This window comes from Desulfosarcina ovata subsp. ovata (assembly GCF_009689005.1).
Lineage (GTDB): Bacteria > Desulfobacterota > Desulfobacteria > Desulfobacterales > Desulfosarcinaceae > Desulfosarcina > Desulfosarcina ovata.
On the sequence record NZ_AP021879.1, the window covers coordinates 5,626,055 to 5,652,894 of the forward strand.

General features: G+C 54.9%; 10 protein-coding genes and 1 pseudogene. 4 read left to right on the top strand and 7 right to left on the bottom strand.

Annotated features, from left to right (window positions below; translation table 11 throughout):
• Window positions 1-110 precede the first annotated feature (110 nt).
• Both GN112_RS24690 and GN112_RS34925 read right to left on the bottom strand, forming a co-directional pair.
• Window positions 111-671 (bottom strand): hypothetical protein, encoded by a 561-nt coding sequence (locus GN112_RS24690; RefSeq protein ID WP_155312620.1) that lies wholly within the window; start codon window positions 669-671, stop codon window positions 111-113.
• 8 nt (window positions 672-679) lie between these two features.
• Window positions 680-1,792 carry an RHS repeat domain-containing protein gene (locus GN112_RS34925; RefSeq protein ID WP_155312621.1) on the bottom strand — a complete coding sequence of 371 codons (1,113 nt, stop codon included), beginning with the start codon at window positions 1,790-1,792 and terminating at the stop codon, window positions 680-682.
• 996 nt (window positions 1,793-2,788) lie between these two features.
• Between GN112_RS34925 and GN112_RS24700 the strand changes: the two genes are divergently transcribed.
• From GN112_RS24700 to GN112_RS24710, 3 genes are read left to right on the top strand one after another with little or no spacing between them, the layout of a single operon-like run.
• Window positions 2,789-3,067 carry an IS110 family transposase gene (locus tag GN112_RS24700; protein WP_162459105.1) on the top strand — a complete coding sequence of 93 codons (279 nt, stop codon included), beginning with the start codon at window positions 2,789-2,791 and terminating at the stop codon, window positions 3,065-3,067.
• Between the two features lie 46 nt (window positions 3,068-3,113).
• On the top strand, window positions 3,114-4,472 hold the full coding sequence (locus GN112_RS24705) for a transposase (protein WP_155310081.1): 1,359 nt from the start codon (window positions 3,114-3,116) through the stop codon (window positions 4,470-4,472).
• 22 nt (window positions 4,473-4,494) lie between these two features.
• Window positions 4,495-5,601, top strand: a complete 1,107-nt coding sequence (locus GN112_RS24710; RefSeq protein WP_231717256.1) for an IS110 family RNA-guided transposase — start codon at window positions 4,495-4,497, stop codon at window positions 5,599-5,601.
• A 766-nt stretch (window positions 5,602-6,367) separates the two neighbouring features.
• Here GN112_RS24710 and GN112_RS24715 read toward each other — a convergent pair.
• The 3 genes and pseudogenes from GN112_RS24715 to GN112_RS35425 all read right to left on the bottom strand — a co-directional run.
• Complete coding sequence (locus tag GN112_RS24715) at window positions 6,368-6,751, bottom strand: hypothetical protein (RefSeq protein ID WP_155312624.1); 384 nt, start codon at window positions 6,749-6,751, stop codon at window positions 6,368-6,370.
• Between the two features lie 25 nt (window positions 6,752-6,776).
• Window positions 6,777-17,732, bottom strand: a complete 10,956-nt coding sequence (locus GN112_RS24720; protein WP_231717129.1) for an RHS repeat-associated core domain-containing protein — start codon at window positions 17,730-17,732, stop codon at window positions 6,777-6,779.
• 24 nt (window positions 17,733-17,756) lie between these two features.
• Window positions 17,757-18,296, bottom strand: a pseudogene (locus tag GN112_RS35425) (CARDB domain-containing protein); the annotation flags it as partial.
• Here GN112_RS35425 and GN112_RS34560 point away from each other — a divergent pair.
• Complete coding sequence (locus tag GN112_RS34560; protein WP_231717130.1) at window positions 18,223-18,447, top strand: hypothetical protein; 225 nt, start codon at window positions 18,223-18,225, stop codon at window positions 18,445-18,447. The pseudogene GN112_RS35425 and the gene GN112_RS34560 overlap by 74 nt on opposite strands.
• Window positions 18,448-19,685: 1,238 nt before the next feature.
• Here GN112_RS34560 and GN112_RS24725 read toward each other — a convergent pair.
• Both GN112_RS24725 and GN112_RS24730 read right to left on the bottom strand, forming a co-directional pair.
• The gene (locus tag GN112_RS24725; RefSeq protein WP_155312626.1) at window positions 19,686-20,552 is read right to left on the bottom strand and encodes a rhodanese-like domain-containing protein; all 867 of its coding nucleotides are present in this window, start codon (window positions 20,550-20,552) and stop codon (window positions 19,686-19,688) included.
• 9 nt (window positions 20,553-20,561) lie between these two features.
• Entirely contained in the window at window positions 20,562-26,810 is a 6,249-nt protein-coding gene (locus GN112_RS24730) for a carboxypeptidase regulatory-like domain-containing protein (protein WP_155312627.1), read from the bottom strand.
• Window positions 26,811-26,840: the final 30 nt, after the last annotated feature.

Here is a 26,840-nt window from a genome sequence, read left to right on the forward strand (position 1 = left end):
TGCTCCCAATGCTCCCCGGGAATCCGATGAACGTCCCCAATGCTCCCCAATACTCCAATACTCCCAATACTCCAGACCGTTTCCAGACCGCTTTTTCTGCGGCTTTGCGTTTATATCAATTCATGCCAAATTGCTAAAATAGCAACAAACAAACCGGTATGGCTAACAGCATTTGCATACCAACATAAGGTTGTTGGATAAACACTATAAACAAAACCTCTTCTGCTCCATCGTCTCTTATAGATCCAAGCTTCAAAATATACTGTTACGACAAACAAGAGCACAAACCAAAAAAAAGACATATAAACTGCGAGCTTGTTGTACTGTCCATTTTCATATACCCATGTTCCAATTGCAGAAAGAATTCCGCCAATTTTTCCTGGCAAAAAGCTTCCAAATAGACCAGCAATGACCACTATTAATGGTAAACCGAAGGCGATTGCAATGGTAGATAAAATGTTTGCTTTAAACACATCTACAAATGCCTCTTTTTTAGAAACGTTGATGAACCTTCGATAAATTAAGAATTCTACTCCAACAATCCATAACTGACCAATAATAAATACAGAACTATTGAAAAGTAAAAGAAGTGGGCCACCACCAGCCCAAACATATGTTGGAGATAAAAGAAATATAAAAAAGGTAACTAATAGTATTCTTTTTGATTTCATATTAATCCTTAAAAACAATTATCGAAACATTCTTGGAATTGATTGTCCGACCATTCTTGACAATTAGTACCCGGTCCCACAAGACCATAGTTTGGTCTTTGATTATTAAACCTTTGTAGTAAACAATTGTCAATGCATCTATTAGCACCTATTAACTCACAATTTTCAGGATTAAAATCATCATTACTTGGGGCGCCTAGTCCATAAAACCGATCATCTTGTCCGGTCTGCCCGCAACAAGTAACAACACCACCACGTTCAACACAAAGGTATTGATGATATAAAGGGTTCCCTGGCACATCAGGCCCGCTTCTTTCGCCACTTCCCCTTAATGCGGCAAGCGGTCTGCGGCATCGGTAGGTACGTAACCCTGATGAGTCAATGTAATTAATAGAATTGTTTTGGGTATAGTGATAATTGTGCAGTTCTTGAGGTGTTTTCAGCAGATGAGGAACCATAAAATAAATTCTTGAATTGCCACCTGCGATAGAATGCGAAGGGTCAGGCGTCATATAGCGCCCACTGACCGGATCATAATACCTGTAGCAATTATAATGCAACCCGCTTTCCGCATCGAAGTACTGTCCAGAAAACCGCAGATTGTTGGTAACTGCTCCAACATCAATCGAGACTTCACCAAACGACGAGTAAGTAGCACTCCAAACCACCGCCCCGGAGGCGGATGTCATCTTCTGCGGCGTACCCAGATGATCGTTGTGGTAGTAGTAGTAATAGGCGGAGCCGATTTTCATAAACAGCGGATCGGTGCTCCAGGTGGAACCGGGTTTCCAACCGTAGGTTTTGATGACAGCGCCCGTGGCTTCGTACTCGCCCACCAGCCCTTCATCGCTGTAATGGAAGCAAGTCCGGGTGCCAGCGACATCCTTCCACAGGCGCCGGCCAAAGGGATCGTAGTGGTAGCTGGCGATCACATTGCCCGAACCGTCCTCCACACGCTCCAGGCGATCCTCCAGGTTGTAAAAGAACTTGGTTACCACCCCACCGGCATTCTTTTCGATCATATTGCCGTTGAGGTCGTAATCAAAGGTTACATCATCATAACCGGTCAGCTCGTTGTTCTCGTTGTAGTCCCACTCGGTCGAGGTATCGGCAGCGGTCAACCGGTTGCCCACACCGTCATAAGGGGGGCTTCAGGGACGCTCCTCGGTTTTACGGATTATCAGATAACTTCATCTGCTTGCTCTTCGACAATCCGCAAACCCCTCGCCGCGGACTCGCTGGCCGTCGAGGCAGCAATGTTCAGTCGTTTTGATATCGCCACCGCGCTCATCCCAAGTTCCCGCGTCGCCCAATAGCACAACACGTTACGCGCCGTTACCGTTTTGCGTTGTTTTCCACCAGTCCACACCTGTGATTTGTCATCAATGCCCACGCATAACATGGTGTTTTGCTATCGGCCAGGATACCTCCAAGCCGATCCAAAAAACCATCCCGATCGAAATCGTCGAAAAAGATCTTTCTGCGATTGATTCCCCTTAAAATGATGTGCTGCAGCGCTCCGGGACATCTACCCGGGCTTTCCTTGGCATAGCAACCGCTTAGCAAACAGACCTAAAATTTTAAACCAGAAATCCGACGAACGTCCCCAATACCCCACAATACCCCCCCCCGACCATGGCCTCCACGGATTTAAACGATATGTAGGCTTGGCGGTACTGTCCCGGAACATTCAGAAACTGGGAGCAGCGCTGCAAGAACAGACGATAAAGAGAATTAAGCGACGTAAAAAAGCTGCCGAGCGGTCATTCCGATTAGCTGCATAGCAGTTCCGAAATTTGTACGAGCAAAAGACAACAGGTGAGGTGTTCCCAAATTTGGCTCAAGACGAAAAATTATTGATGACATTTACTTTCTCAGCGAAGTAATTCGCGATCACTAAATGAACCATAATTACTTCTGTCTGAAAATTTCATAGAAAAAGGGGTTTTCGGCCAGGCACTATTTAGATAATGAGAGACGTTATATATTGAAAAAACAAAAGAAAAGATCTCCACAAGTAGTATTTTAACCAATATTTTTTCGCGTAGAAAATGAGAGTTACTCCTGTTAATAAAATAGAAAAACTTGAACGGATTGGATAACAGGAGGTTATGAAAATGGACGACATTGCCCGCTTCGAAATGTTTTGTAAACTACGCAGCCAGATCAGAGGATCTGAAAACCAATTGATTGTCGGTATCGATATTGCCAAAGACAAGCATCATGCTTTCTTCGGGACCGATAGGGGAAAGTCACTCTGGCGCCGGCTGATCTTTACCAATGATCTGATCGGCTTCGAGCGACTCATGGAACAGGTGGAGACGCTTATGAGCCAGCACAATATACTCGAGTTTTCGAAAAATAGTGCGGGACATTATTCTCAATATGTGCGATAATATTTCTGGAGGTGTATAACATGCTGAAATAGAAGGGATAATAAGGATGAAGATTCCGTGCGCTAAGCCGCTCGCATTCCTTGTCACCGGGCTGTCCTTTTTGAAACCAGGGCTAACCAACATTCAATTTGATAACATGATACTGGTCGCAACGGCCTTGGTATTGGGTTCTGGATTCAACCTGAGCCGCATTAGTCGAATGTGGTTGGAAGAAAAGGCGGTTAGCACGCTTTCTTATTTTTTATCCGATGCAAAATTTTACATCCCCGAGTTGCAATTGCTTTATGCCAAACGCATCCAGCAAATGTACACCCTTCAACCAGGTTATTTTCTGATCGACGACACAATGAAACACCATACCAAATTCTGCAAATGGATTCACGGTGTGTTTGTTTTATTCGATCATGCCTTTGGAACGAACATGAAGGCAACCTGCCTTGTTTTTGTGTATTACAGTGATGGAAACCTTATCAAATTTCCAATCAATTTCAGAATGTTTCACAAAGAAACGGGGACGATGCCTTGGCAAAGAGGGAAAGCCCATCCATACAAAACCAAGTATGCGCTTGCCGTCGAGATACTGGAGTGGGCATTGGAAGTCGGTTTCCCCCCTTCCATGGTGTTAGCGGATTCCTGGTTTTGCACAGGGCCGTTTATCAAAGAACTTAAACGCCTTGAGCTCAGTTATATTATCGAACTCAAACCCAATTACACGGTCAGGGTCCCATGCCAGCCCCCTAAGCTCACCCCCAAAGGGCGATTGTCAAAAAATCAATATTACACGCGGTCCCTGCCCGAGGTTTATAAATCCATTTCTTACGTTGAAAAATACGGCTTTACAGCAGACCCGGCAACTGGTAAAGCTCAAAAAGTTCTTTATCACACGAAGACTAAGACGCTTCGTTTAAATTCTATAACTGGCAAGCATTGTGTTGTTGAAAGTGTTGATCCCACCACTCAAACCACGAAATATTTACTTACCGATCAACTCACTTGGGAAGCCGGTAAAATTCTCATCACTTACAGCCATAGATGGGTAATTGAAGAGTTTTTCAGGAATGCGAAGCAGCTAACCGATATGGAGGGAGCCACTATCAGGAGTGAGCAAGGCGTATCAATAACGATATGCCTGGTGTCCTGGATTGACTCCCTCCTCCATTTTGAAAACTACAAGCAAAGCACTGCTGGAAAACTGTCAAAGGGATCATTAACGATCCCCTCAATTATACGTCAATCCCAATACGAAAATTTCAAGGCAGTATTTGAGAGACTGAAGGCGGACGAAGATTTTTATCGCAAGTGGTTAGAAGTGGAAGAGAAAAATATCTTCAGGTTCCGCAAACCGAGAAAAGAAGTGGAGTTGCTCGAACGGAACCAGAATCTCAACCCCCAAGAGGCTGCATAGCAATGAAAGTGCCATAATCACAATTTGTCAAAGAACTATTTTTCGAAAACTCGAGAATATGGAAAATGTCGTTTTCGGCTTGGAGCCGACCAGCAACTACCACAAGCCGCTTACCCATTGGCTGACCGGGAAAGGCCATCTGGTGGTCTTGGTAGCCGGCAAAGCGGTTAAGGACAACCGGGAACTCCTTGATGGCCGCTGGGATAAAAACGATACCAAAGACAGCGCCAACGTCGCCGACCTGGTCAGCCAGGGAAAGTGCCTGTTCTATGAAAATCCGGAAGCCGATATGCTGGCGCTGCGCAGTCTCCTGGCGGTTCGGCGACAGCTGAAAAAAGAGGTGCATCGACTGCGCATGCGTATCCGCAACGGCCTCTTGGCCAAGTACTTTCCGGAAATGGATCGATACTGGGGATCGTGCATCACCGAAAACCTGGCCATCATCCGATGGTATCTGGACCCACGCAAGATCGCCGCAACAGATTTCGAAGTCTTTGTACAGCATGTGACGACCACCGACCGAGGCGTTCGCCAAATGAACCGACTGAGAAAAATCCATGAGGCCGCCGGACGTTCCATCGGCCTGCCGGTTGACGATGCGGCCGAATACGAAGCCAGGATGCTGGTCGAGAGGTTCAAGGCTGTCGAAAAGGAGCTTGAACAAGTCATGGACCAAATCAATACCATTTGCCGGGAATTGCCATCTTACAAGCTATTGCTGACCATCCCCGGATTTGGTCCTTACATCGCGCCTCTGGTGCTTTCCGCCCTGGCCAACCCGTTGAGGTTTAAAAGCCGCAAGCAGGTAATCCGTCTGGCGGGATTGGATCTTAACGCCAGCCGCAGTGGTAAGAAAAGCCAGAACAGCGTGCCGGTCATTTCGAAGAAGGGTGATGCCGAACTCCGCTATGGCCTGTATCAGGCCGCCCTGATCGCCTCCTGCCACAATGATGGTTTTCGCCGGATATACAACCGTATGCTGGAAGGCCGCCAGGGGGAGCGCGGCATCAAGACCAAGGCACGCGTCAAGATCGCCGCCAAAATGTTGGTGATCGCCTGGACGATGCTGAAAAAGAACGAGCCGTTCAATGCTATCCACCTTATGGCAGAGCCTGTTCATCACCGTTGAAACATCGATTTCGTGAGGGACAATCCTGAGGCCTGCCATTCCCACATGAGAAGTAAATGGATTCCCATACGGAGCGGATAGCATGTACGGATAAGATCGATCCTGTTTTGCATAATCGGTGAGAGAGCTCGCTGAGGGACGTTGAGGCAAAGTGACCTCGTGAGGGACAATCAATGAGCCTCTCTTCCGAACTTCAGAATCTGGATAAGGAATGATTGGTGGATCCGCTCGTTCGGATCATGCCGGATAAACGTAACGATCAGATCGAAAGTTCGCCGATGGAAGAGAATACCTCACCACCTTCTTAAAAAACGATAGGAGACGTGCGCACTTTGATTTTGAGGATCTTTAACTGCTTGATTTTAAATGGTTAAAAAATCTGTTGACATAAGGAATATAGAATGTCCCTATTATTCCCCCTATTATTCCCCCAGTAGCAAAAGAGCCCCCGGCATCCGCAGGTTTTTTAGGGCGCCCCTTTTGGAAGATCTCTTCCTTATCGATCCCAAATATCTCGGCGACCCTTTCGGCAACACGGTTTATTTCGTAGCCATGCCGTTTGAGTTCATAGCGCCGTTCAAGATGATCACGTGATGCAAAATACCGGGAGCGTCTAATCGGGTTGACCGTGGCATGGTACCTTTCATCGCAAATGTTGAGAGGTAAATCAATTTGATTAAATAATGAGATAATGTCCCTATTCCCCCCTGCTTTTGACTTGATCTCTCACCAATTAAGCATCTATCTATCTTGGTTCAACCCCTTTTTATTTTCCCTTTTTCACCAAATAAATTCTGAATAAAAAATAAAATGAAATGAAAGAAATGATGGTAAATAATGAATGATAAAGAACTAATCCTTTGAAAAGTAAAATGGTTTTTTGGTCTGGATTTAGTAGCCTACTATTAGATAGCCCCCAAATTGTATATCCAACCAAGTCTCCAATATTCATACCGAAAAACATTAAAATGAATGAACGAAAGAATTCTTTCCTTTTAGAAAATAAAAGGGCTGACAAATTAAGAATTAATAATGAGATTGGAATGATAAACAAATCAACATTTATAGTAAGGGATCCATATCTGCCATCTGGAATAAAAGTCTTTATTATTATTGGAATTATAAAATTAAGAATAAGAACTTTATTCATAGTTAGCCATCCCTATTAAGTCCTATTAAGGATAATATCTTCTTAAGGCATTCCATAAATCTCGCGGGGCATTGTGCCATGGAAGGTTTTCTTTAAATTCGCTCTTATTGTATGGAGAGGTGTTTCCTGCTTCAAGAATATCGAGCGTTAAATCCGAGCAATGAGATCTACTACTACTGAGTTCTGTATTTAAAAATGGCATAAAACTGTATGGCGTATTAAGCTGAGATATACCATACTTTATCATTGAAAAATCATCTTTGGTCGTGGTCTGCAATTCCACATAATCATCATATTTACCAGCAATAAGCGCAAATGCGAGTAATTCTCCTTTGTTGTTAAAATAATGATAAGATGTCGGCATATATCCATAACCATCTTTGCTGAAATAATGCCATCCACCACTCTGTGGATCTGAAACAGCAGATGCGATATGTCCATAACCTCCTGCTGCCTGCTCCTGAAACAAGACAATTGCATTAAGACCAAATGGGTCGATTAAATTGACTGGATTATTTGATGTATATGCAAAGATATTGATCCCACCCTCAAGCCCAATAGGATCAGCCGTAAGGTAGCGCCCGGTAGCCGGATCATAATACCGGTGGTAGTTATAGTGCAGGCCAGTCTCGGCATCATAGTACTGGCCCGGAAACCGCAGATTGTTCTCAACAACTTCAGTATCTATTGAGGCTTGCCCGAATGATGAATAGGTAGCCCTCCAAACCACCGCCCCGGAGACCGAAGTCATCTTTTGCGGCATTCCCAAATGATCGTTGTGGTAATAGTAATACTCGGTGCCGATCTTCATGAACAACGGATCGGTGCTCCAGGTGGAACCGGGCTTCCAGCCGTAGGTCTTGATCACGGTACCTGTGGCATCGTACTCGCCCTCCAGCCCTTCGTCGCTGTAATGGAAGCAGGTCCGGGTGCCACCGACATCTTTCCACAGGCGCCGGCCGAAGGGATCGTAGTAGTAGCTGGCGATCACATTGCCCGAGCCGTCCTCCACACGCTCCAGGCGATCCTCCAGGTTGTAAAAGAACTTGGTTACCACCCCACCAGCATTTTTCTCGATCATGTTACCGTTAAGGTCGTAATCAAAGGTCACATCGTCATAACCGGTCAATTCGTTGTTCTCGTTGTAGCCCCACTCAGTCGAGGTATCGGCGGAGGTCAAACGGTTGCCCACACCGTCGTAGGTGAAGGCCTCGTCATCCCGGACCGGGTTGACCACATCGATCAGGCGGTACAGGGCATCGTAACCATATTCATAATCGCCGTGTTCGGTGGCCTTGGCGGTGATGTTGTCCATATTGTCATAGGTATAGGCATACTTCAACACCGGATTGGCCGCCGGATCGGTGGTGGTGATCTGCTCGAGGCGCAGCAACTCGTCGTAGTCGAGATCAATGGTGCCACCGCCGGGCAGGAGCATGTCCGCCGGCCGGGTCCAGTGGTAGCCGCTCACGGTGACATAGCCCGCATTCGGGATCTGCACGGCGGCCAGCTGGTTGTTGGCGTCGTACAGGTAGCCGTAGGTGACGGCATCGGGCCCGGTATAGGTCTCCTTCAGGCCGTTGTCGTAGTAGGTGTAGGCGTTTTGCAGGCTGAACGCACCGTAATCCAGTCTCTCACCGGTCTTGCGGTACAGGGTGTCATAGGCGTAAACCGCCAAGGTGGTGCCATCGTCGTAGCCGGTCAGGTTGCCCACCTTGTCATAGGAGAAGGTTACCGTCTTGGTCGGCTCAACGTCACTGGAGGCCGCATAATAGCGGATCTCCTCCAAACGGCCGGCATCGTCATAGGCGTACTCGGCCTTCTGGTTCTTGGCGTCGATCTTCTCGATCAGGTTGCCGGCGGCATCATAGTCGTAGCGGGTCTCCCCACCCAGCGGCCTGATCTCCCTGATCAGCCGGTTGGCCGCATCGTATTCGAACCGCGTGGTCTGATTCTCGGCATCGGTCAGTCTGATCAGGTTGTCCCGGTCGTCGTAGGTGTAGGCGGTCTCTCCGCTGGCCGGATCGGTTACTTTGATCAGCCGGTTCAGGGCGTCGTAGGCGTAGTAGGTGGTGCGCCCCGCCTTGTCCGTGCGCGAGACCAGGTTGCCGGCTTCGTCGTAGGTGAACCGGGTCGCGTACTCGGTCGAGGCGTCCTTGTGAACCGTCTCGACGGTCTTTCGATTACGCCGATCATAGGTATAACTGGTCTCGAAGGTGGGATAGATCGTGTGTGACGGCAGGCTGCCCGTGGCGCCGGAACAGCTGGCGCAGCCGGTGCTCGTCGCATCGTCGTAAGTCATGTCGATCTCGTCCCCGTGGCCGTCGATGGTCGCGGTGAGGCGGCCTTCGTTGTCGTACTCGTAGAGCAGAACCTTGCCCTCGGCATCGGTCTGTTGGATCAGTTTATCGTTGGCGTTATAGGCGAACTTGCTGGCATGCCCCTCGTGATCCACCGCGCGGACCAGGTTATCGTGGTTGTCATAGGTATAGGTGGTCTCCCGCCCTTCGGCATCCACGGTGCGGATGCGGTTGCCCACATCATCATAAAAATGCTCGGTGACGTTTCCCAGGGGATCGGTCACAGTCTTGAGATTTCCTTTGACGTTGTAAGTGTAGGCCCACGTCTTGCCCCGGGCGCCGATCTTCTCCAGCACGTTACCCATGATGTCATGGCTGGTGAATCGGGTCACGCCATTCTCCGGATCGGTCACGGAGGTGAGATTGCCCCATTCGTCGTAGGTCATCACCGTTTGGGATAGGGCCGTATTGCCGTCGGCCAGGCGGGTGATGGTCAGCAGGTTTCCGTCGTCGTCGTATGTGTACTCGGTAATCCGTTCATCGTCCGTATCGGACGCCTCGATCTTACGTTCCAGCAGGTTGGCGTCGTTGTACTCGAACCGCGTGATGTTGCCCAACTCGTCCACCTTGCGAGAAATACGCTTGATGTCGGTGAGATATTCGTTCTCCACCACCGATCCATCCGGATAGACGATTTCAACCAGGTTGTTCCACTCGTCGTAGGTGTAGCGGGTGGTGCGGTCGTTTTCGTCGGCCACCGAATATTGGCGACCGTCCTTGGTAATTTGCTTGACCGTCCGTCCGTTGATGTCCACCCGGCGGGTTAATCCGCTCGCATCGTACCAGACCTCCTTGACCATGCCCGACGGGTAGCCGATGGAGACGTAGTATTGCTTCTTGGTCTTGTCGTAATCGTAGCTGAAGGTCTTTTCGATGGTGTCGTCGGCATAGACCCTGAGGTCGCCGTTCTCATCGTAGGCCAGCCGGATCATCCGGCCTTCGGGATCCTCGATGCTGCTCAGGGCACTGGAGAAGTGGGTCTTGATCTCCACCAGTCGATCGCTTGGCGGGCAAGTGGATCCGCTGGTCAGCGTGTTATCGGAAGCGCTGTACACGTGATAGACGCCGACGGTTTGCATATTCCCGCCGGTGATCGTCCGGCTGATCTCCGTATAGGTGTATCGGGTATCGTCGCCCAGGACATCCGTTACCCGGGCCAGACGATCATTTTCGTCGTAGTGATACTGCACCCGCCGGCAGTCCGGATCGTCGGCGTCCGCATGATCCTGCACGGCGACCAGACGCTGGTTCTCATCGTATTCGCACCAGATCACCTGTCGGTCGTACCGATCGGTGATTCCCGCCAGGCGGCCGTTGTTGTCATCATCGTAGATCGGCAGGGCCAGGGTGCCGCTGCGGTTGCCAATGGCGATCACCCGCCCGTTGACATCATATTTGACCGTCTTGCCGCTGCTGCTTGTCCAGCTGTAACCGTCTCCGCTCTCATTTTCGGTAATCGTGTTTTCGTCCTCGTCAACGAAGACATTGTTGTATTTAACGAGGCTCGGAGACCCATTCAGTGAACCGTCGGGATTCGTCTCCACTTTCACGGCATAACTGCCTGCCGGGCGCTTATAGACGGTACCGTTGCGGATGACGGCGGTTACGATGCAGAAGGTGTATTCTTTACCCTGGTATTCATATTCGTAGGAATAATAATATTGCTGAATGCCCATGGTCCCATCGGCGCCATTGATGCCGAAGGGTTCCATCACCCATTGGTAATCCTGGTAGACTCTTGAAAGATCCAGCACGCCGCCGGGGACCTTCACCGACAAATCAGTGTCCTCACGGGTATAGCGCCGCAGCACGCTGTTGACCGATGAGCCCACCGGTTCCATCACGTCTTTGCAGGTGACCATCTGGCTGCACGGCTCACACCAGCACTCCCGGCGGCTCTCCACGTCGGGAAAACACCCGGGGCCGGCTTCGATCGAGGTTGCCTCGGGCGTGTACCCTGAAGTACTGCCTTCGCCGGTGCTGTAGTTATAGGTTCCCGAGTAACCGCCACTGCCACTGCCGCTGCCGCCGTAACTGGCGGAACAATCTCCATATGAATAAGTGGCGCAGAAGCCGGTCTCGGATTCATTGGCTTTTCCGTTGGAACAGATAAAAATATACTCGATTCTGCCGCAGGCCGTATACGCCCTGCAATTGTCATCGCCGCCACCGCTGCCGTCCTCCGTTGCCACCAGCGGCTTGACGCAGGTCACCCGGATGGGGATGACCACCTGCTGCTTGGCATCGATGCTCTCCGGAATGGCCGAGAGGGTTTCGTAGGTGAAGTTGGCATCACTGGCGGGCAAGGTAAAGTTGACCTCGTCGGCCCGGATCAGGCCGTGGTTGGTCAGGGTGATTTCGGTATTGAACACATCTCCAGCCTGCATGTCCGGCAGGGCGATGGAGGTGGGACTGACCACCACCACGGCGGCCGGCACATCGGTCTCGTAGGTGGCGGTGAGCACGATCTCGTACTTGTCCTCGATGGTAGTCTCGGTGACCGACCACTCGACGGTGACCAGGTTGTACTCCAAAAAAACGTCCTCGGTGGTGGTGATCCCCGGTTTGACCCAGACGCGGCCGGTGTAGGCCTGGTGGTTGTCCGAACTAATCCTGGCCTGGTAGCGGCCGGCGACCAGATCCGTAAATTCGGCCTCACCGATGGAATCGGTAGTGGCGCTGTAGCTTTGGGTGGTCACCGCCTCGTTCTGCAGGACCACCTTGACTCCGGCCAGGCCCTGGACCACCTCCAGGTTGTCGTCCAGGGTGCCGGTGTAAATATCCGACACCTTGAAAAGCACGTTGCCTATGCCGCTCTGGGTTACCGCGGCATAGAGGTTGATATCGGTCTGGGGATAGTTGTCGCTGCTCACTCGCAAAAGGAAATGATGATTGCCCTCCGCCGTTTCCTCTTCCGGGGCGAAGGTGATGCTGACCTCCCGGGTGTCACCCACGGCGAGATCGCCGGCGTTACCGTCGACGTTGAGGGCGATCCAGTCCGGAGCCACGGAGCCGTCGCCGGACAATAGCTTCAGGGTAACGCCGGTCATGGCGGTGAGGCCCTTGTTCGACAGGGCCACGGTCTCGGTGACGGTTTTCTCGCGTGCCATGCCGGTCTCGATATGGTCGGGCGTGAAGTAGAGCACCGGACTGGCCTCGGAGAAGGCCGCGTTAACCGTCAGGATGCCCCACTGGGGGTTCTCGTCGCTGGCCACGCGCAGGACTATGGAAAGGGTCGTATCGGCGGTGTTGTCCGCCCACAGGCTGAACGGCAGCGCGGCCGTACTGCCGCCGGACAGGGTCTCTAAGGCATTGGGCAGGGTCAGATGAATGCCGTCGACCAAAACACCGCCGGCCTGGTCTTCGGCCAGGTATTCCAGCCGCAGACCGGTTACTTCGGTGCCGTCGCCGGTGGTGACTTTCAGCGAGATGGACTGCTCGTAATTGTACGGGATGATGGCGTTGGCCGTGGTCATGCTCAAGGAGAGCCGGCTGACCACGAACTGGCCGTGGACCGGCTTGTCGGTCAGGCCCGGATGAACCACCCGCACGGTGAAAATTCCGGCGGTGGTCGGCGTGTAGGCGTAGCTGAAGCTGCCCTCGCCGTCCGTGTAGACCGTGAACGTGGACTCGAACCCATCAACGGTGATGGTCAGGTTCAGGGGCACGTTGTCCAAGGGATCGCCGGTGGCGCGCTCGATGGCCCGGCCCGTGATGACGATGTCCTCGTCTCCGGAGGAGGTTTCCGGAGTGATGGCGCCCAATTGACCGGTATAAGCGGTCTCCTCCAGGTTGACCGTATGCGTGGTAGAGAGGCCCGACATGCTCACTTCGGTGTCTCGGCCCAGGTGGTAGTGAATATTATCGATGACCAGCCGCACGGTGACATCGTCCGGTGCCGTGGCGGGCACGTCGATGGTCGTGGCCGATGCGGTGAAGATCTCGCCGGCACCGATACGGGCCACGCTGCGCTTGTCGGCCAGGGTGATCACGCTATCGCCCACGGCCTGGCGGAAGGCCTTGGCAGTAATCACGTTTTCGTCCTCGTCGAGCAGGGTGAAGGCGATCTCGTCGGAGTCGCTGTTGCCCGAATTTCTCGCGGCAACGATTTCGATCTCCTCGTCGCCGGTATTTTCCAGGGTGAACCACACCGTGCCGGTGCCGCCCCGGGTGAAGCTGTCGTTGGCGATCTGCAATACCAGCATGCCGTCGGCCACGCTCACCTGGTCGTTGCGGACGATGCGCACGCTCTCGTTGGCTTCCGGGGTGATCGCGATGGTGGTGGTCACGTCGGCCGGGTCGGTGAGATCGGCGTAGCCGCCCACGACCACATCCACGCTGGCCTGCCCGCCCGCGGAAAGGCTGAAGCTGTCCGAGGTGTGGGTGATGCCGCCCAGTTCCACCTGCAGCCGGATACTGTCCACAGCGCTGTCTGAGCTGTTTTTCACGGTATATGTCAACCGGTTCATCAGGCCCCGGCGCACCACGGCATCATCGGCCAGGGAGGCCTCGATCACCGGCAGGGTGATGCTGCGGCCCAGGCTGGACACCCCTTCGCCGTCCACGGCCACCACGGTGTACCGGCGCTGGTCTTCGGACCAGCCGATGTCGGTATAGCTCTGATCCGTAATCAGGCCGTCGCCCAGCTGCACGCCGTCATCACTGTCGCCCAGGTAGAGATAATAGCCGGCGACGGTGCTGCCCGAATGGGTCCAGGAGACCACCGGCGAGTCGCTTTCACTTTGCACCACGGCAAGGGATGAGACCGGCAACAGATCGAAGTTGAGATAGCTTGACGTCGCCGGCGGTGATTGGTTGCCGGCCGCGTCCACGGCCGTGACCGTGTAGCAGTGGTCGTCATCGCTGGGATCGGGATCCACCACCAGGGTCGCATCGATCCCCTCGGCCAGGGGATCGATTCCGTCGACACTGGTAATCTCGCTGGCCGATGCCCGGTAGAGTCTGTAGGTGATTGGCTCGGTGTAGGCCGGCGCGTTCCAGGTGGCTTTGATACCGTTGGCCACCAGTTCCAGGGCGAAATCCGTGGGCGCGCCTGGCGCCACGGAATCGGCGCTGACGGTGACCGTGTCGCTCTGGCCGCTCTCGGCCTCCTGGCTGTTTTCGGAGCGGATGCTGGTGACGGCATAGGTGTAGTCGCCGTCGGCCTCGGTGGCATCCTCGTATTCGATCAGGCTGCCGGCGTCCAGGCGGGTGAGAACGGTCAACTCGGTTTCATCGGGTCCCTGGCGGTAAACCTGGTAGGCCACGGCCTCGTCCACCGGGTTCCAGGCGAGCTGCACCTTTCCTCCGGGAAGCGCCGTGCCGGTCAAGCCGTCGGGCGCGTCCAGGGGCGGCAGGTCGCCCTGATAAACCTGAAACCGGTTATCTGCATCGATGTCGCTGCCGGCGTTGTCCAGATCGTCTACGGCACTGAAGGTCAGGGAGAGGGATTCGGCATCGGCCGCCCCGGCATCCGCTGGCAGGGTGAAAACCGCCTGGAAGGTCTGGGCGTCGCCGTCGGCCGTGGCCAGCTGGGTCAGGCTGTCGACGGGGATGGTCTCGCGACCTTCACCGGAAAGCAGGTAGCCCACCTCGGGCAGGGTGCCGGCCTTGACCGCCTCGGAGAGCCCCAGCACGGCCGTAACCGTGACCGGATCCTCCACATCGTTCCGGATGGGGCTTTGGGGGGTTACGGCCAGCCGGCTGACCGACGGGCCGTCGGTATCGATAAGGATGGTACCACCCGCATCGATCTCGGTGCCGCGGTTGCCCACCGTGTCACGGCCGGAGAAGACCGCCCAGGCACTGCCTCCGGGAGTGGTTTCGGAGATAACGAAAAAGCCGCTGTAGGTGGTGTCGTCCACCTGGGTCAGGTCCACGGAGATGGGTGTCCCGCCCGAAGGCGTGATGCTGAGAAAAGGCGTTGCCTGAAGCGATTCGCTGACCGTCAGTTCCAGGTCTACGGTGCCCGGCGCCATGGTGCCGGTATCGGCGTCATAGGCGCCTTCGGGGGAGTAGACGATTGCTGTCGCCCGGGGGGCGATGCTGTCCGCATCGGCGGACGCCAGGCCGGAAGGTTCGCTCTCATTGCCGGCCGCATCCAGGCTGGTGACCCGGTAATACCAGGTGCCGTCGCTGGCCGGCACGTCATTGTACTTGTCATTGGCGAGGGTGCCGGTGTTTACCTTTTCGGCCAGGGCCACATCAGAGAATGCGCTATTGCCGCGATAGAGATTGTAGCCGCTGATCACGCCGTCGGTCGGTTTCTGCCAGGTGATGCGGATCACGCCGCCCGAGCGCGCCTCGGCCGTGATTGCCAATGGTGGACCGGGCAGGGTGGTGTCCACGGTGATTGCCACGGCCATGCTCAGGGGGCCTTCGCCGCTGCGGTTGGCCGCGCTGGCCTGGAGGCTGTTCTCCCCCTCGGCCAGCGTCAGGACCATGCTGAAATGGCCCTTGCCGTCCACCTTGCCGGAAACGCCGGTGGTCAAGGCGTTGTTGTACAGGGTGACCGTGGCATCGGCCTCCGCTTCGCCGGAGACCACCACCTGGGTCTCGTTGGTGGTGGTGCCGTCGGCCGGGCTGGTGATGGCTGGCGCCTCGGGCGGGGCCAGGGCCACGGTGAAGCCGATGGTCAGTGTCGTTCTGTTGTCCAGGGTGTCATAGGCGGTGATGGTCAGTTCGTGGCTGCCGTCGGCCATGTCCGCCGGGTCGAAATAACAAGTGTAGGGCGGCGAATAGTCGGTGCGCAAAAGGTTTCCATCCAGTGAGAATTCGATACGGCTCACTCCGGACGGATCGTCGGCGTAAAGGGAGAGGGTCACCGGGCCGGTCAGTTCGAAGCCGTCGGCAAAGGCCACTGTGCCGGCCAGCAGATCGGTAAGCTCGGGGCCCTCGGTATCTGCCTCGGGAGTAGCACTGATGGCGGTGACGGTCGGATTCTCCCCGTCCGAGGTGTTCAGCGTGGTGACGGCAAACCAATAGGTCTGGCCGTCGGTCAACCCGGCCACCTTGGCCGATGTGCCGGTGGCGGTACCGACATTATGGGCCCCGCTCACGGCATCGATGCTGCTGAACTGCGCGTCGCTGGTGTAGACGCGGTACTGCTTCACATAGACTGACGGCTCGGCCGCGCTCCAGGAGAGCTGTACATAGCCGCTGAAGGGTTCGCCGGAAAGGCCCGTGGGGTTGGGCAGCCAGGTGACGCCGGAAAGGCTCGCGCCGCTGCTCTCGTTGGGCTCGGCGGCATCGTCAATGGCAGTGATCCGGAAGGTGTGGGCCTCGGCAGCGGCCAGGCCGGTGAGACTGTGGGAAAGTTGATCGGCCGCCAGGGCGGCGTATTCGGTGGCGTCGTCCAGGTAGACCCGATAGCCGGCCAGGTCGCCGACGCTGTCCGTTGATGCGGTCCAGGAGAAGGTCAGGCTGTCCGCCTGGGCGTCAACCGTCAGGCCGGTGACGTTTTCAGGCGCCTGGATGTCTTCCAGTGTGGCCGAAACCGGGGTCACCGCCGTGTTGAGATTGCCCATCTTATCCACGGCCACTACGGTAAACCAGACCGTGGCGCCCTTGGTCAGGCCGGTGGCCGTGGCCGTGAAGGTGCCGACAGAGACCGTTTGGCGGACGGTCATGCCGGCGACATCGCTGAAGCTCGCGCCTTCCTGCCAGTAGATGCGGTAGCCGGCGATATCGCCGTGGGCGGCCTCGTCATAACCGGTCCAGTTCAGGGCGGCCGTGGTACCGCTGCCCTGGCCGTTTACCGTCAGGGTGGTGACCGCATCCGGGGCGACGTCGTCGTACTCGATGACCACACTTACCGCCTCGCTGCTGTTGCCGGCCCGGTCGCTGGCCACGAACGCGAGGGTGTTCTCGCCGCTGGTGAGCGTAACGGTGGCCTGCCAAGTGGTGGCCGCGGTGTTGTCGACCACCTGGCTGTCGTTCAGGAAAATGGCCGCATAGGACTCCTTGGTGCCGCTGACAATCTGGGTGGCGTTGTGGGTGGGCGTGGTCACCGTATCGATGACCGGCGCGTCGGGCGCCACGGTGTCCACGGTAAACGCACGGCTCAGGGTGCTGCTGCGGTTGGTGTAATTGTCCTCCAACTGAAGGGAGAGGGCATAACCTCCGTCGACCAACGCGGCCGCCGGGGTGAAGCTCACCGTGCCGTCGGTAGTAAAATCCCAGGTTCCGGCAATCGTATTGCCGTCGGCATCCTGGAGGCTGCGCGTGCATGCTTCCGTGTTCAAACCGCTGCCCGTTTCGGTATAGGAAACGCTGACCACCGCCGGTGCCGCGGAGAGAAAACTGTCTGCCGTGGGAAAGGCACTGGTGATGGTCGGCGCCAGGGAGTCGACGTTGATGGTGACCTGCACCACCTCAGAGTCGTTGCCTGCTGTATCCCGGGACCAAATCTCCAGGCTGTTCTCCCCCTGTTCTAAGTCTAATGTAACCGACCAGTCCCCGGTGCCCAGGGCGACCTTGAGGGCGCCATTAATATAAATGGCAGTGTCGTCCTCCCGGGTGCCGGTGACTGTGACCGAACTCTTGTTGGAGCGGTTGTTGTCGCTGTCCACGATCAGGGTGCCGGAGAGGATCTCGGCTTTAATGGTGGGTATTTTGGGCACTTGGCTATCAACGGTAAATGAGAAAATGTAGATTGCGCTGTTTTCTGCTATGTCAACTGCAGTGACCGAAACTTGGTAAGTGCCATCCGGAAAGAAGGATTCGGTAGGAGTAAAAACAAAAACATCATCACTTTCTGTAACGGTACCGTCAACAGTTTGACTACCATTGGCTTTAACTGTGAATGCGTCAATGACAGCCACGTTATCAACCGTGCCTCCGTATTGATCGATGAGGCTAACGCTAATTTTATCTACGTAATTATTGGACGAATAGTTGGCAGGGTTCGCCTGAGTCAAAACAGGCGGTGTCGTGTCATAAATCCTTGATAGACTTAGAAAAGAATTGTTATTGGTTTCATCTTGTTCTTCTATTTGCCCATCACAATCAACTATAACTTCAACTGTGTGCTCACCTACTTCGGAAATCCAAGCCTGGTGAATTAGTATAGAATTATTGACCTTAATATTTTGATCTATTGTTTGGGTACCGATGCTTTCGCCATCAATTAAAAAATCAACCACAAATGGCCATTCACTCTGGCTTGTGCCTTCGTTTAAAATTATAGCTGTAAATGTAACAGATTGGCCTGCTTCAGAAGGTATTTCAGAAGACACTGAAAAATCAGTTATGCTAAATTCAGGAAGCAATATTGGTGTAGGATTGGCCCAACAAAAATTGTCTATGGCTGAGGTATCAGCTCCACTTCCTAAATAAATTTCAATTCGATGAATCCCTGTATCGTTGAACACTACTTGCTTTCTTGTTGCTCCGCCCTCGTTAACGTTAACGCTTTTCAATATGTTTCCAGCTACATCATATGCTACCAATGAAGCCCCGGTATCTTCGGCGTCAATTACGTAACAAGAAAAATAATTTGTTTCAGCCGGGCCAGAAGTTTCAGGATCAACAAATATCAATTCAAGACGGCCATTTTCTGTTGGAGACGTATTGGGATCACCAAAAACCTTATCGCCGCTGACAGGGACAAATTTTTCAGGGAATGCGTTTGTAATCTGTAAATCACCGTCAGTGACATTAAACTGAATACCAATATTTTTGAATTGTTCATTCAGATAAGTTCCAACAGAATATTCCTCAAATAAGATTTCTTGATCACAAAAAGTTACATCTTGATATAGATAAGATTGAGGCAATGTTATCCAACTACCTGTTCCGACAAGCCACTGAAGTTCAAGTCCTGAATAGCCACTACTGTTGGCAGCAAAAAGATTATATAGTTCATACAAACCTTCTTCTTCAAACTTTAACTCATAAGTATACCAAGTGAATCCATGGTCAGGAGAATTCCCGAGATAGACATCTCCTATCATCAGATAATGTCCGTCATCACTTCCAACTCTGACGCTAATATCTATTTCTGGCGTAGACGTGTCTCTGTCTAACTCTGTTGTAATTTTTAAAAGCGCAGTACTCCTAAGAATAAAATTTGAAGGCGACAGGTTTTTCACAGAATCTGGAGCTTGGACTGTATCGGAGAAAAACGACTGAAAGCTATTACTAATAGCAATTGTATTTCCGGGGCTTGGAAAATCGATCTCAGGACTTAACAACCTTGCATCGGGCGTTTTTGAAAAGATATCACTTCGGCTCGGAGCCTTACCTCCACCAACACCAATAAATATTTCACACAAGACCCCATCTCCATTTATCGATGGCAACTCTGTTGTGACCGAATTAGCCCCTGGGATATTAACCGCCGCAAATAACATAGATGACGGCAGAAAAAAAACGACACTAAATAGTAAAATCTTAACAATTGACATCTTGCAGTCGTAGAAAATTTTTTGATAAATCCCGTTACTATTCATCATATTCTCCTGGGATCTTTTAAAGATCAGAGTCGGTGTACACCCTACTTTTCGCCTTCCAGTAAAAAAGCGACAGGTATTCAGCACTTAAAGCTTTATTATGTATTGCGCTAAATAGTCGGATCATCTATCATTTTCTCCGCACGTTTTACACGGGCTGAATCGCTGCATTCGGTTACTGCGTGGCTGCCAGGAGTTCGCCAGGCCCTCCAGATATTCGCGATAGGCCATCAGGCCACCAGAGAGATAGTAAATCTTTTCAAACCCTGCCCGGGAAAGCGCATGGCCGGCATCGGCATATCCGTCACCGTTCTCACTTACTACCAGAATCACTTCTGACCTTACTTTTCTTATTTGCGCCATAACGGTCCGATCGCCGTTCATGGGAAAATGAACGGCATAGGGTATGAGTTCCAGGGACGCTGCCAAGCGAATGGCCGACACGTCGCAGACGATCCGACGGGCATAGTTCTTTTCCTGAAAGAAATCGGCTGCCGAGATACGGTTGTATTCCATCTGCCGCACCGCCTCTCCCACGATGGGACCTCCGGCATGGCACCAAGCGTTCATCCCGCCGTCGAGCAGCCGGGCGTCCACGCCAATAGTTCTCAGTTCCCGGCAGACCGGCGCCAGACGGTGATAGGCCAGACCCTGTTCCACCAGCACCACGGGAGAGGATTTCAGATACGGCTTGGTCTTGATGAAGTGCAGCGGCACATGTATCGCGCCGGCGATATGCAGGGCCCTGAAATCCGCAGCCCGGCGAACGTCGATCAGCAGCAGCTTCTCTTTTCGCTCGATTCGCTTCATGAGCGGTTTAGCGGACACCACCAGACCGGCATCCCGGACCTGCTCGGTGCGTTGAATCAGATCGTCGGGGACCTTTTCGGCAACGGCACTTGCTGACGGCATCCACAACAGGGTGCCAAGCAGCATGGCTGCCCAAACCCCGGCCGTTCGTTGAAAACGTTTTTGGAACAATCGATTCATCTTCCCTTCCTATTCCAATACGATGTCTACCGCGGTCTGAAGGTCGGCGGTGATCGTTACGATATCGCTCCACTGCTGCCGGCCGTCCAGGTCCGCACGGAAGCGGCACTGTCCGGCGGGCAGGACGAACGCCGCCGAACCGTCGCTGTTGGTATTCTCGTAGCGTCCCAGGTAGCTGTCCGCGCTGCTGAAAAGGTAGAGCCGCGCATTTTCGGCAATCTCACCGTTAAACGTTACCTGGATGATGGCCTTCCCCCGGGCCACGGTTACCGTGGTATCCATGGACTGGAATGTTTCGGACCAGTAATGTTGGCCGAGTTCGTCGCAACGCAGGGTGTAGGCTTGATCCGGGAGGTTGAACACGGCCTGGCCGGCCGCATCGGTTTCCTGATATTGGCCCAAGTAACGGCCTGCCGGGGTAAAAAGATACGCCTTCCGACCGTCGAGGGGCACGATGGTTCCCTGGTAGTCGGCCTGGAAGGTGAGCGTTACGTCCGTGTGCGCGATGGCCATCGTCTTGACCAGGGTGTCGGGGACGGTGACCGCCCCGCTCCAGTACTGGTATCCCAGGTAATCGGCCCGGAACTGGAAGGCTCCGTCGGCCAGGTCAAAACTCGTCTGCCCGCTGTCGTCGGTGCTGCCCTTGAGTCCCAGGTAGCTCCCGCTTTCAGAGAAGACATAGCAGTTGACGCCGGACATGGGCGCACCGCTCGCCGTCTGGACGGTCAGGGTCACGCTGCCACCGCCGACGCTGATCAGGACATCGTTTTCCGCATCCGCTTGGAGGGTTACGTCACCGCTCCAGTATTGGTTGCCCTGATAATCGCCACGGAACTTGAAGGTTTGGGCCGGCAGGCGGAAAGCGACCGTTCCGTTCCCGTCGGTGGATTGGACCGTTCCCAGGTAGGTTCCTGCGGTAGAGAAGAGGTAGACGTTGACGCCGGCGGCGGGCAGGCCGGAACCGGTCACAGTCACCACCGCATCAGCCATGGGGATACTCACGGTCGTGTCCGATGCGGTAAAGGTACCCGACCAGTATTGCCCGCCGGTGGTATCGACCCTGGCCATGTATGGTTTCCGGGGCACTATGAAGGAAAGCTGGCCGTTTTCATCGGTCTTCCCATTGATATTGAGGTAGGTGCCGGTTGGCGTAAACAGGTAGACCGGGATTCCCGACAGCGCCGTGTCCACAGTCTGATAGCTGCCCATGACGCTGACCGTTACCGACGAAAGGGCGATCGTCAGTGATGCGGCAGCATCCTCAGCCACTGTGATGGCGTCGCTCCAGAACGTGTACCCCAAGTAATCCGCGCGCACCTGGTAGACGCCCCCGGGCACGTCGAAAGACACCTGCCCGGATGCGTCCGTCTCTCCCGATTGGCTCAGATACTGGCCGTCAGCATTGAACAAGTAGGTTTTCAGGCCGGCCAAAGGGCCGCCCGTATCGCTTTGCACCGTGACCTGCAGGGTTCCGCCACCGGCATCGATGGTCACCGGATCGAGACCATTGGCCACGGTCACGTCATCACTCCAGTAATGGTTGCCCAGCACATCGGCCCGGAAACGGTAATCGGTTGCGTCGGGCAGGTCGAAAGTGGCCTGGCCGCTGTCGTCGGTGGTCGCGTAAACGCCCAGATAGCTTTCCGCTGTGGAGAAGAGATAGACCTTGGTTCCGGTCACGACGCTGCCGGCGGCCAGTACGTTCACCGTCACCGTCGACCGGTCGATGATCATCGTCGTGCTGCCGTCCCCGGAAACGGTGACCGTATCGCTCCAGAAGGCGTTGCCGAGATAATCCACGCGGAAGCGGTAGTCTCCGGCGGCCAGGTCGAAGGAGGCCTGACCGTCCGCATCGGTGGTATTCGAAAGCCCCAGATAGGTGTCGTCACCATCGAAAACATGGCACTTGACCCCGTCAACGGCCACTCCGTCGTCGGTCATGACGCTCATCCCAAAACTGCCGCCACCCACGGAGACGTCCACATCGGTAAGGGTATCGGCGGCCACCTGCCGGTCGTCGGCCCAGAACTGACTGCCCTGGTAGTCGATCCGGAAATCGTAGGTGCCTTCGGGAAGCCGGAAGGTCACCTGGCCCGCCTCATCGGTGGTGCCGTTCATGTTCAGGTAGGTGCCGCTGTCGGAAAAGAGATAGACCCCAATGCCCTGGGAGGGCAGGCCGGCACCGGTCACATTCACCCGCGCATCGCCCATGGGAATCACGATCTGCGGATCGTCCCAAGCAAATCCGTCCGACCAGTACTTGCCGTTCAGGTAGTCGGCGCGGATCATGAATTCCTTTTCAGGTAACGAAAATTCGGCCTGGCCATTGGCATCGGTTAAAAGATACCGGTTCAGGTAGCTGCCGGCGGTGGAGAAAAGATAGGTTTTGATACCCGTTACCGGCGTATCCATATCCTGGTAGCGCCCCGGGACACTGACTCGGACGCTCTGATGGGGAATCTCGATGACCTCGGCGGTATCGGTCACCACTGTGATGGCCTCGCTCCAAAACTGGTACCCCAGGTAGTCGGCCCGCAGGCAGTAGCTGGCCTCGCTGACGTTAAAGGTCACCTGACCGTTTTCATCAGTGGTGCCGTATACGTTGAGGTAGGTTTTTGCCTCGCTGAACAGATAGATCCGGATACCGGCCATGGGCGTATTCTCATCTTCGCGGACCTGCACCGTCAGGGTGCCGCCCCCCGCATCCACGATCACGGCATTGGCTGTATCGGCCGCGATGGTCGTCGCCAGGCTCCAGTACCGGGTGCCCAGAACATCGGCACGGAAGAGGAACGCCTCACCCACGGGAAGGTCGATCACCACCCGGCCGTTCGCGTCGCTGGTCAGGGTTACGCCAAGATAGCTGCCGGAAGCGGAATAAAGATAGACCCTGGCACCGGTGACCGCGCCGGCGGTGCTTTGGACGGTCACCGTTACGGTCGCCTGTTCGATCACGATGGAAATCGTGGTCGTGTCCGGAATGGCCACGGCCGCCGACCAGAATTTGATCCCCAGGTAATCCGCACGGAACTGATAGGTGCCTACATCGAAGGCGTCGATATCGAATGACGCCCTGCCGTCGGCATCGGTGGTGGCCGAAAGGCCGGCGTAGGATCCCGAGGCGGTATAGGCATAGACCCTCAGGCCGGAAAGCGCCGTGCCGCTGTCGGTGGCAACGGTGACGCTGATGGCCTCGGGTTCCGGTTGTTCTTCCTCCTTGACATAAAACGTACCGGTTTCCGACCAGTTTCCTTCAAGACCGCCTTCGTCCGTTGCCCTGGCGCGCCAGTAGTAAGTTGCCCGGTCGCTCAGTGCGTTTCCCACGGTCCAGGTGGTCTCACCGGTTTCGCTCCAGGCCGCCAGGCTCTCCAGATTCGCATCCGCATAGACCTCGAAACGGTAGGTAAGCGTGTCACCGTCGGTGTCCTGGCCGCCTGCAAGGCATAGCTGCGGTGTCAGCACGCCAACCCAGGCGGACTGGCCGGGGTTTTTCAGGACCGGGGCCGAAGGCGCGTCATTGGCCGTATTGACGAAAAACCGGCCGACGGTCCATGGGCTCGAAGCCAGATCGTCCGTGGCGCGGGTCCGCCAGTAGTAGGTAGTGTTGTCCGTCAACCCGGATACCGTCCAGGAAACCGTGGCATCCGTCTGGCCCTCGATCATGGCCGAGGCCGTTTTGTCGGTACTGTCAAATCCGGGATCGGTGTCGATTTCGAAATAGTACCCCAGGCTGTCGCCGTCCGCGTCCGTGGCACGGTTCACGATCAGTTGTACGTCTGTGCGAGTGACCTCGGTGCCGTTTTCCGGTTCGTTGATCGATAGGCCGACGGGCGCTTGGTTTGCCGTGTTGACGGTGAATGCCGCCAAGTCCGTGGTCGCCGAAAGACCCTGGCTGTCCGTGATCACGGCGCGCCAGTAATAGGTGGCGCCATCGGTAAGGGGGGTGTCCACGGTCCATCCGGCGGCGCCGTTGGATGGGTCGAGATTTCCGGAACCGGTAACCTGGGCGGTCATCGCCACATCAGCGTAGACCTCGAACGTGCAGGCGGGTTCGTCATCATCGGGGTCGGCGATGCCGGTGACGGCCAGCACGGGGGTGAGGGTATCGACCTGGCCGCCGTCCGGCGGAAAAGCCAATGCCGGGAGATCCGGGGATTCATCCACGGCGTTGACCCGAAACACGCCGTAGGCCCAGAGGCTGTAACTGTATCCGTCCGTGGCGCGCACGCGCCAGTAATATGTTCCGTTTTCGTCCAGTTCGCCGGGCAGGGTCCAGGCCGTGGTGCCGGTGGCCTCGTCGACGCTTGCCTCGGCCACCCATTCGCTGTACTGGTCGTCGGCATACACTTCGAATCGATAGGCAAGCGCATCCCCGTCGTCATCAATGCTGTTCTCGATGATCAGTTCGGGAGTCAGCGTGGTGACCGTGTCACCGTTTTGGGGAGAAGCGATCACCGGCACGCTGGGGGCGTGATCTTCTGCCGTGGGATCCGAGCCGGACAGGTACTCGTCAAGATCACTGATTCCGTCACCGTCATAGTCACCGCTGCCGTCGCGATCGAGAGACCCGAATTGTTCCTGTTCCCAGGCGTCATCCATTCCGTCGCCATCCGTATCGGTGATGGAACGGATGGTAAGCGTCACCCGTTGGCTGTCGTCGAGTTCGCCGTCCGAGGCCTTAAACGTAATCCCATAGGTACCGGCCTGGCCGAAGGCCGGTGTCCAGGCAAACGTGCCCGTGCCGTCGCCCCGGTCGGTAAAGCTCGCACCGGCCGGCAGGGTGGCAGCGGAAAGGCTGGGGGTGGTGCCGTCCGCATCGCTGGCCTGGATGATGAAACCGATGGAACTGCCCTCCACGGCGATAACATCCGATATATACTGGAGCACCGGTGCGTCGGCCGTATCTGCCGCATCGGCAAACGTGAGGGTATATTGACCGGTACCGGCGGCGTCGAAAAGGTTGATGAAATGGTTCCAGCCCTGGCCATCCCTGGATTTGGAGAGCCAGGCGTTGGCCGACTTGATCGTCTTGCCGTCACTGCGCACCACCGATGCGATCTCTTTTTCACCGCCGTAGGGATCGGTCAGATGGACATAAATGAAGCCGGCGTTGACTGCTGCCGCAAGGGTGTAGACCGCCCGCCCGTTTACCGTGTTCACATGGGTGAGGGTCGATGATGCGGATTGATCGCTGACCACGGTATCCACCGTGTCGGATTCGTAGACCCGGTACACATCCTCATCCAGGGCCAGAAAATCGAGGATCTGGTCCCGACCGGTGAGGTCCACCTGGACATCGGCCACCAGGGTGTGGGTCTCGGTGCCGGCGAGCAGGGAGGTCACTTCGCCGCCCAGTTCATCCGAATGGGAAAAATCGGCGTCGAATTCGACGAACTCGCCGGAAAGCGTGCAGATCATGCGCCAGCGGGCCGTTCCCGACGTTCCCGGTGCGATGTCGCCGAAGTCCACCAAAAGGCTGTCGGTGGCCGTCTCACCGTTGACCTGGCTGCCTTGGATGGTGAAACCGATGAGAAGTCCCTGGTCGTTTTCGACGATTCTGGGCTGGGCCGACTCGATTTTCAGTTCGCTGGCCGTTCCCTGGCCGCTGTTTTTCACCCGCACGCCAAGGGAAAAAGGCACCGGCGCTTCGATGGCCTCCGTGAAGGCATCGTCGCCATAGACTTCCGCGGGCAGGAAGTAATCCAGGGTCAGCTCGGGCATGGGTTTGACATAGATGTAGTCGGGGCTGACCTCGGTGGTGTTTGACTCACCGCCGATGGTGTAGGTCAGAGTGGCGCCTACATAATATAAGGCTCCGCTTTCCAGTCCGTTGGAAGCACCGATGGAAGGAATGATCAGCCAATGGATATCCGCGGAGGTGGAAGGAGCCACGGTTCCGGCCCCGCTCACATCGGAAATGTTGGTCATTTCATCGACCCGGATATAGAAAAGGGCGCTGGTGTCGCTGGAATCGCTGGTGGCCAGGACCGCGTTGCCGTCTTTGTCGTTGAACCAGACGGACACGCTCACATCCTCGAGAGAGATATGCGTCAGCCCATTGTTGATGCGCATGTGGGCGTCGAACGCCTGCCGTTCCAGGGTGAGTTCCTGGTTGATTTCGATCTTCACCTGGGCGCAAACGGCGTCACTCGCCTGACAAACCATGCTTTTAGACATCATGCCAAAGCCCCAAAACAGGACCCAGAGAATTGAGACAAACCGTACCGGCCACCGTTTTTCCATCCCTGCCTCTTTCATCAACGCCTCCCATTTAAGGATCGATCCCCA

Bases quoted from the DNA above. Each gene is read 5' to 3' on its own strand.
- GN112_RS24690 (WP_155312620.1), bottom strand. From the start codon at position 671: ATGAAATCAAAAAGAATACTATTAGTTACCTTTTTTATATTTCTTTTA.
- GN112_RS24700 (WP_162459105.1), top strand. From the start codon at position 2,789: ATGGACGACATTGCCCGCTTCGAAATGTTTTGTAAACTACGCAGCCAG.
- GN112_RS24705 (WP_155310081.1), top strand. From the start codon at position 3,114: ATGAAGATTCCGTGCGCTAAGCCGCTCGCATTCCTTGTCACCGGGCTG.
- GN112_RS24715 (WP_155312624.1), bottom strand. From the start codon at position 6,751: ATGAATAAAGTTCTTATTCTTAATTTTATAATTCCAATAATAATAAAG.
- GN112_RS34560 (WP_231717130.1), top strand. From the start codon at position 18,223: ATGCTTTCGCCATCAATTAAAAAATCAACCACAAATGGCCATTCACTC.
- GN112_RS24725 (WP_155312626.1), bottom strand. From the start codon at position 20,552: ATGAATCGATTGTTCCAAAAACGTTTTCAACGAACGGCCGGGGTTTGG.
- GN112_RS24730 (WP_155312627.1), bottom strand. From the start codon at position 26,810: ATGAAAGAGGCAGGGATGGAAAAACGGTGGCCGGTACGGTTTGTCTCA.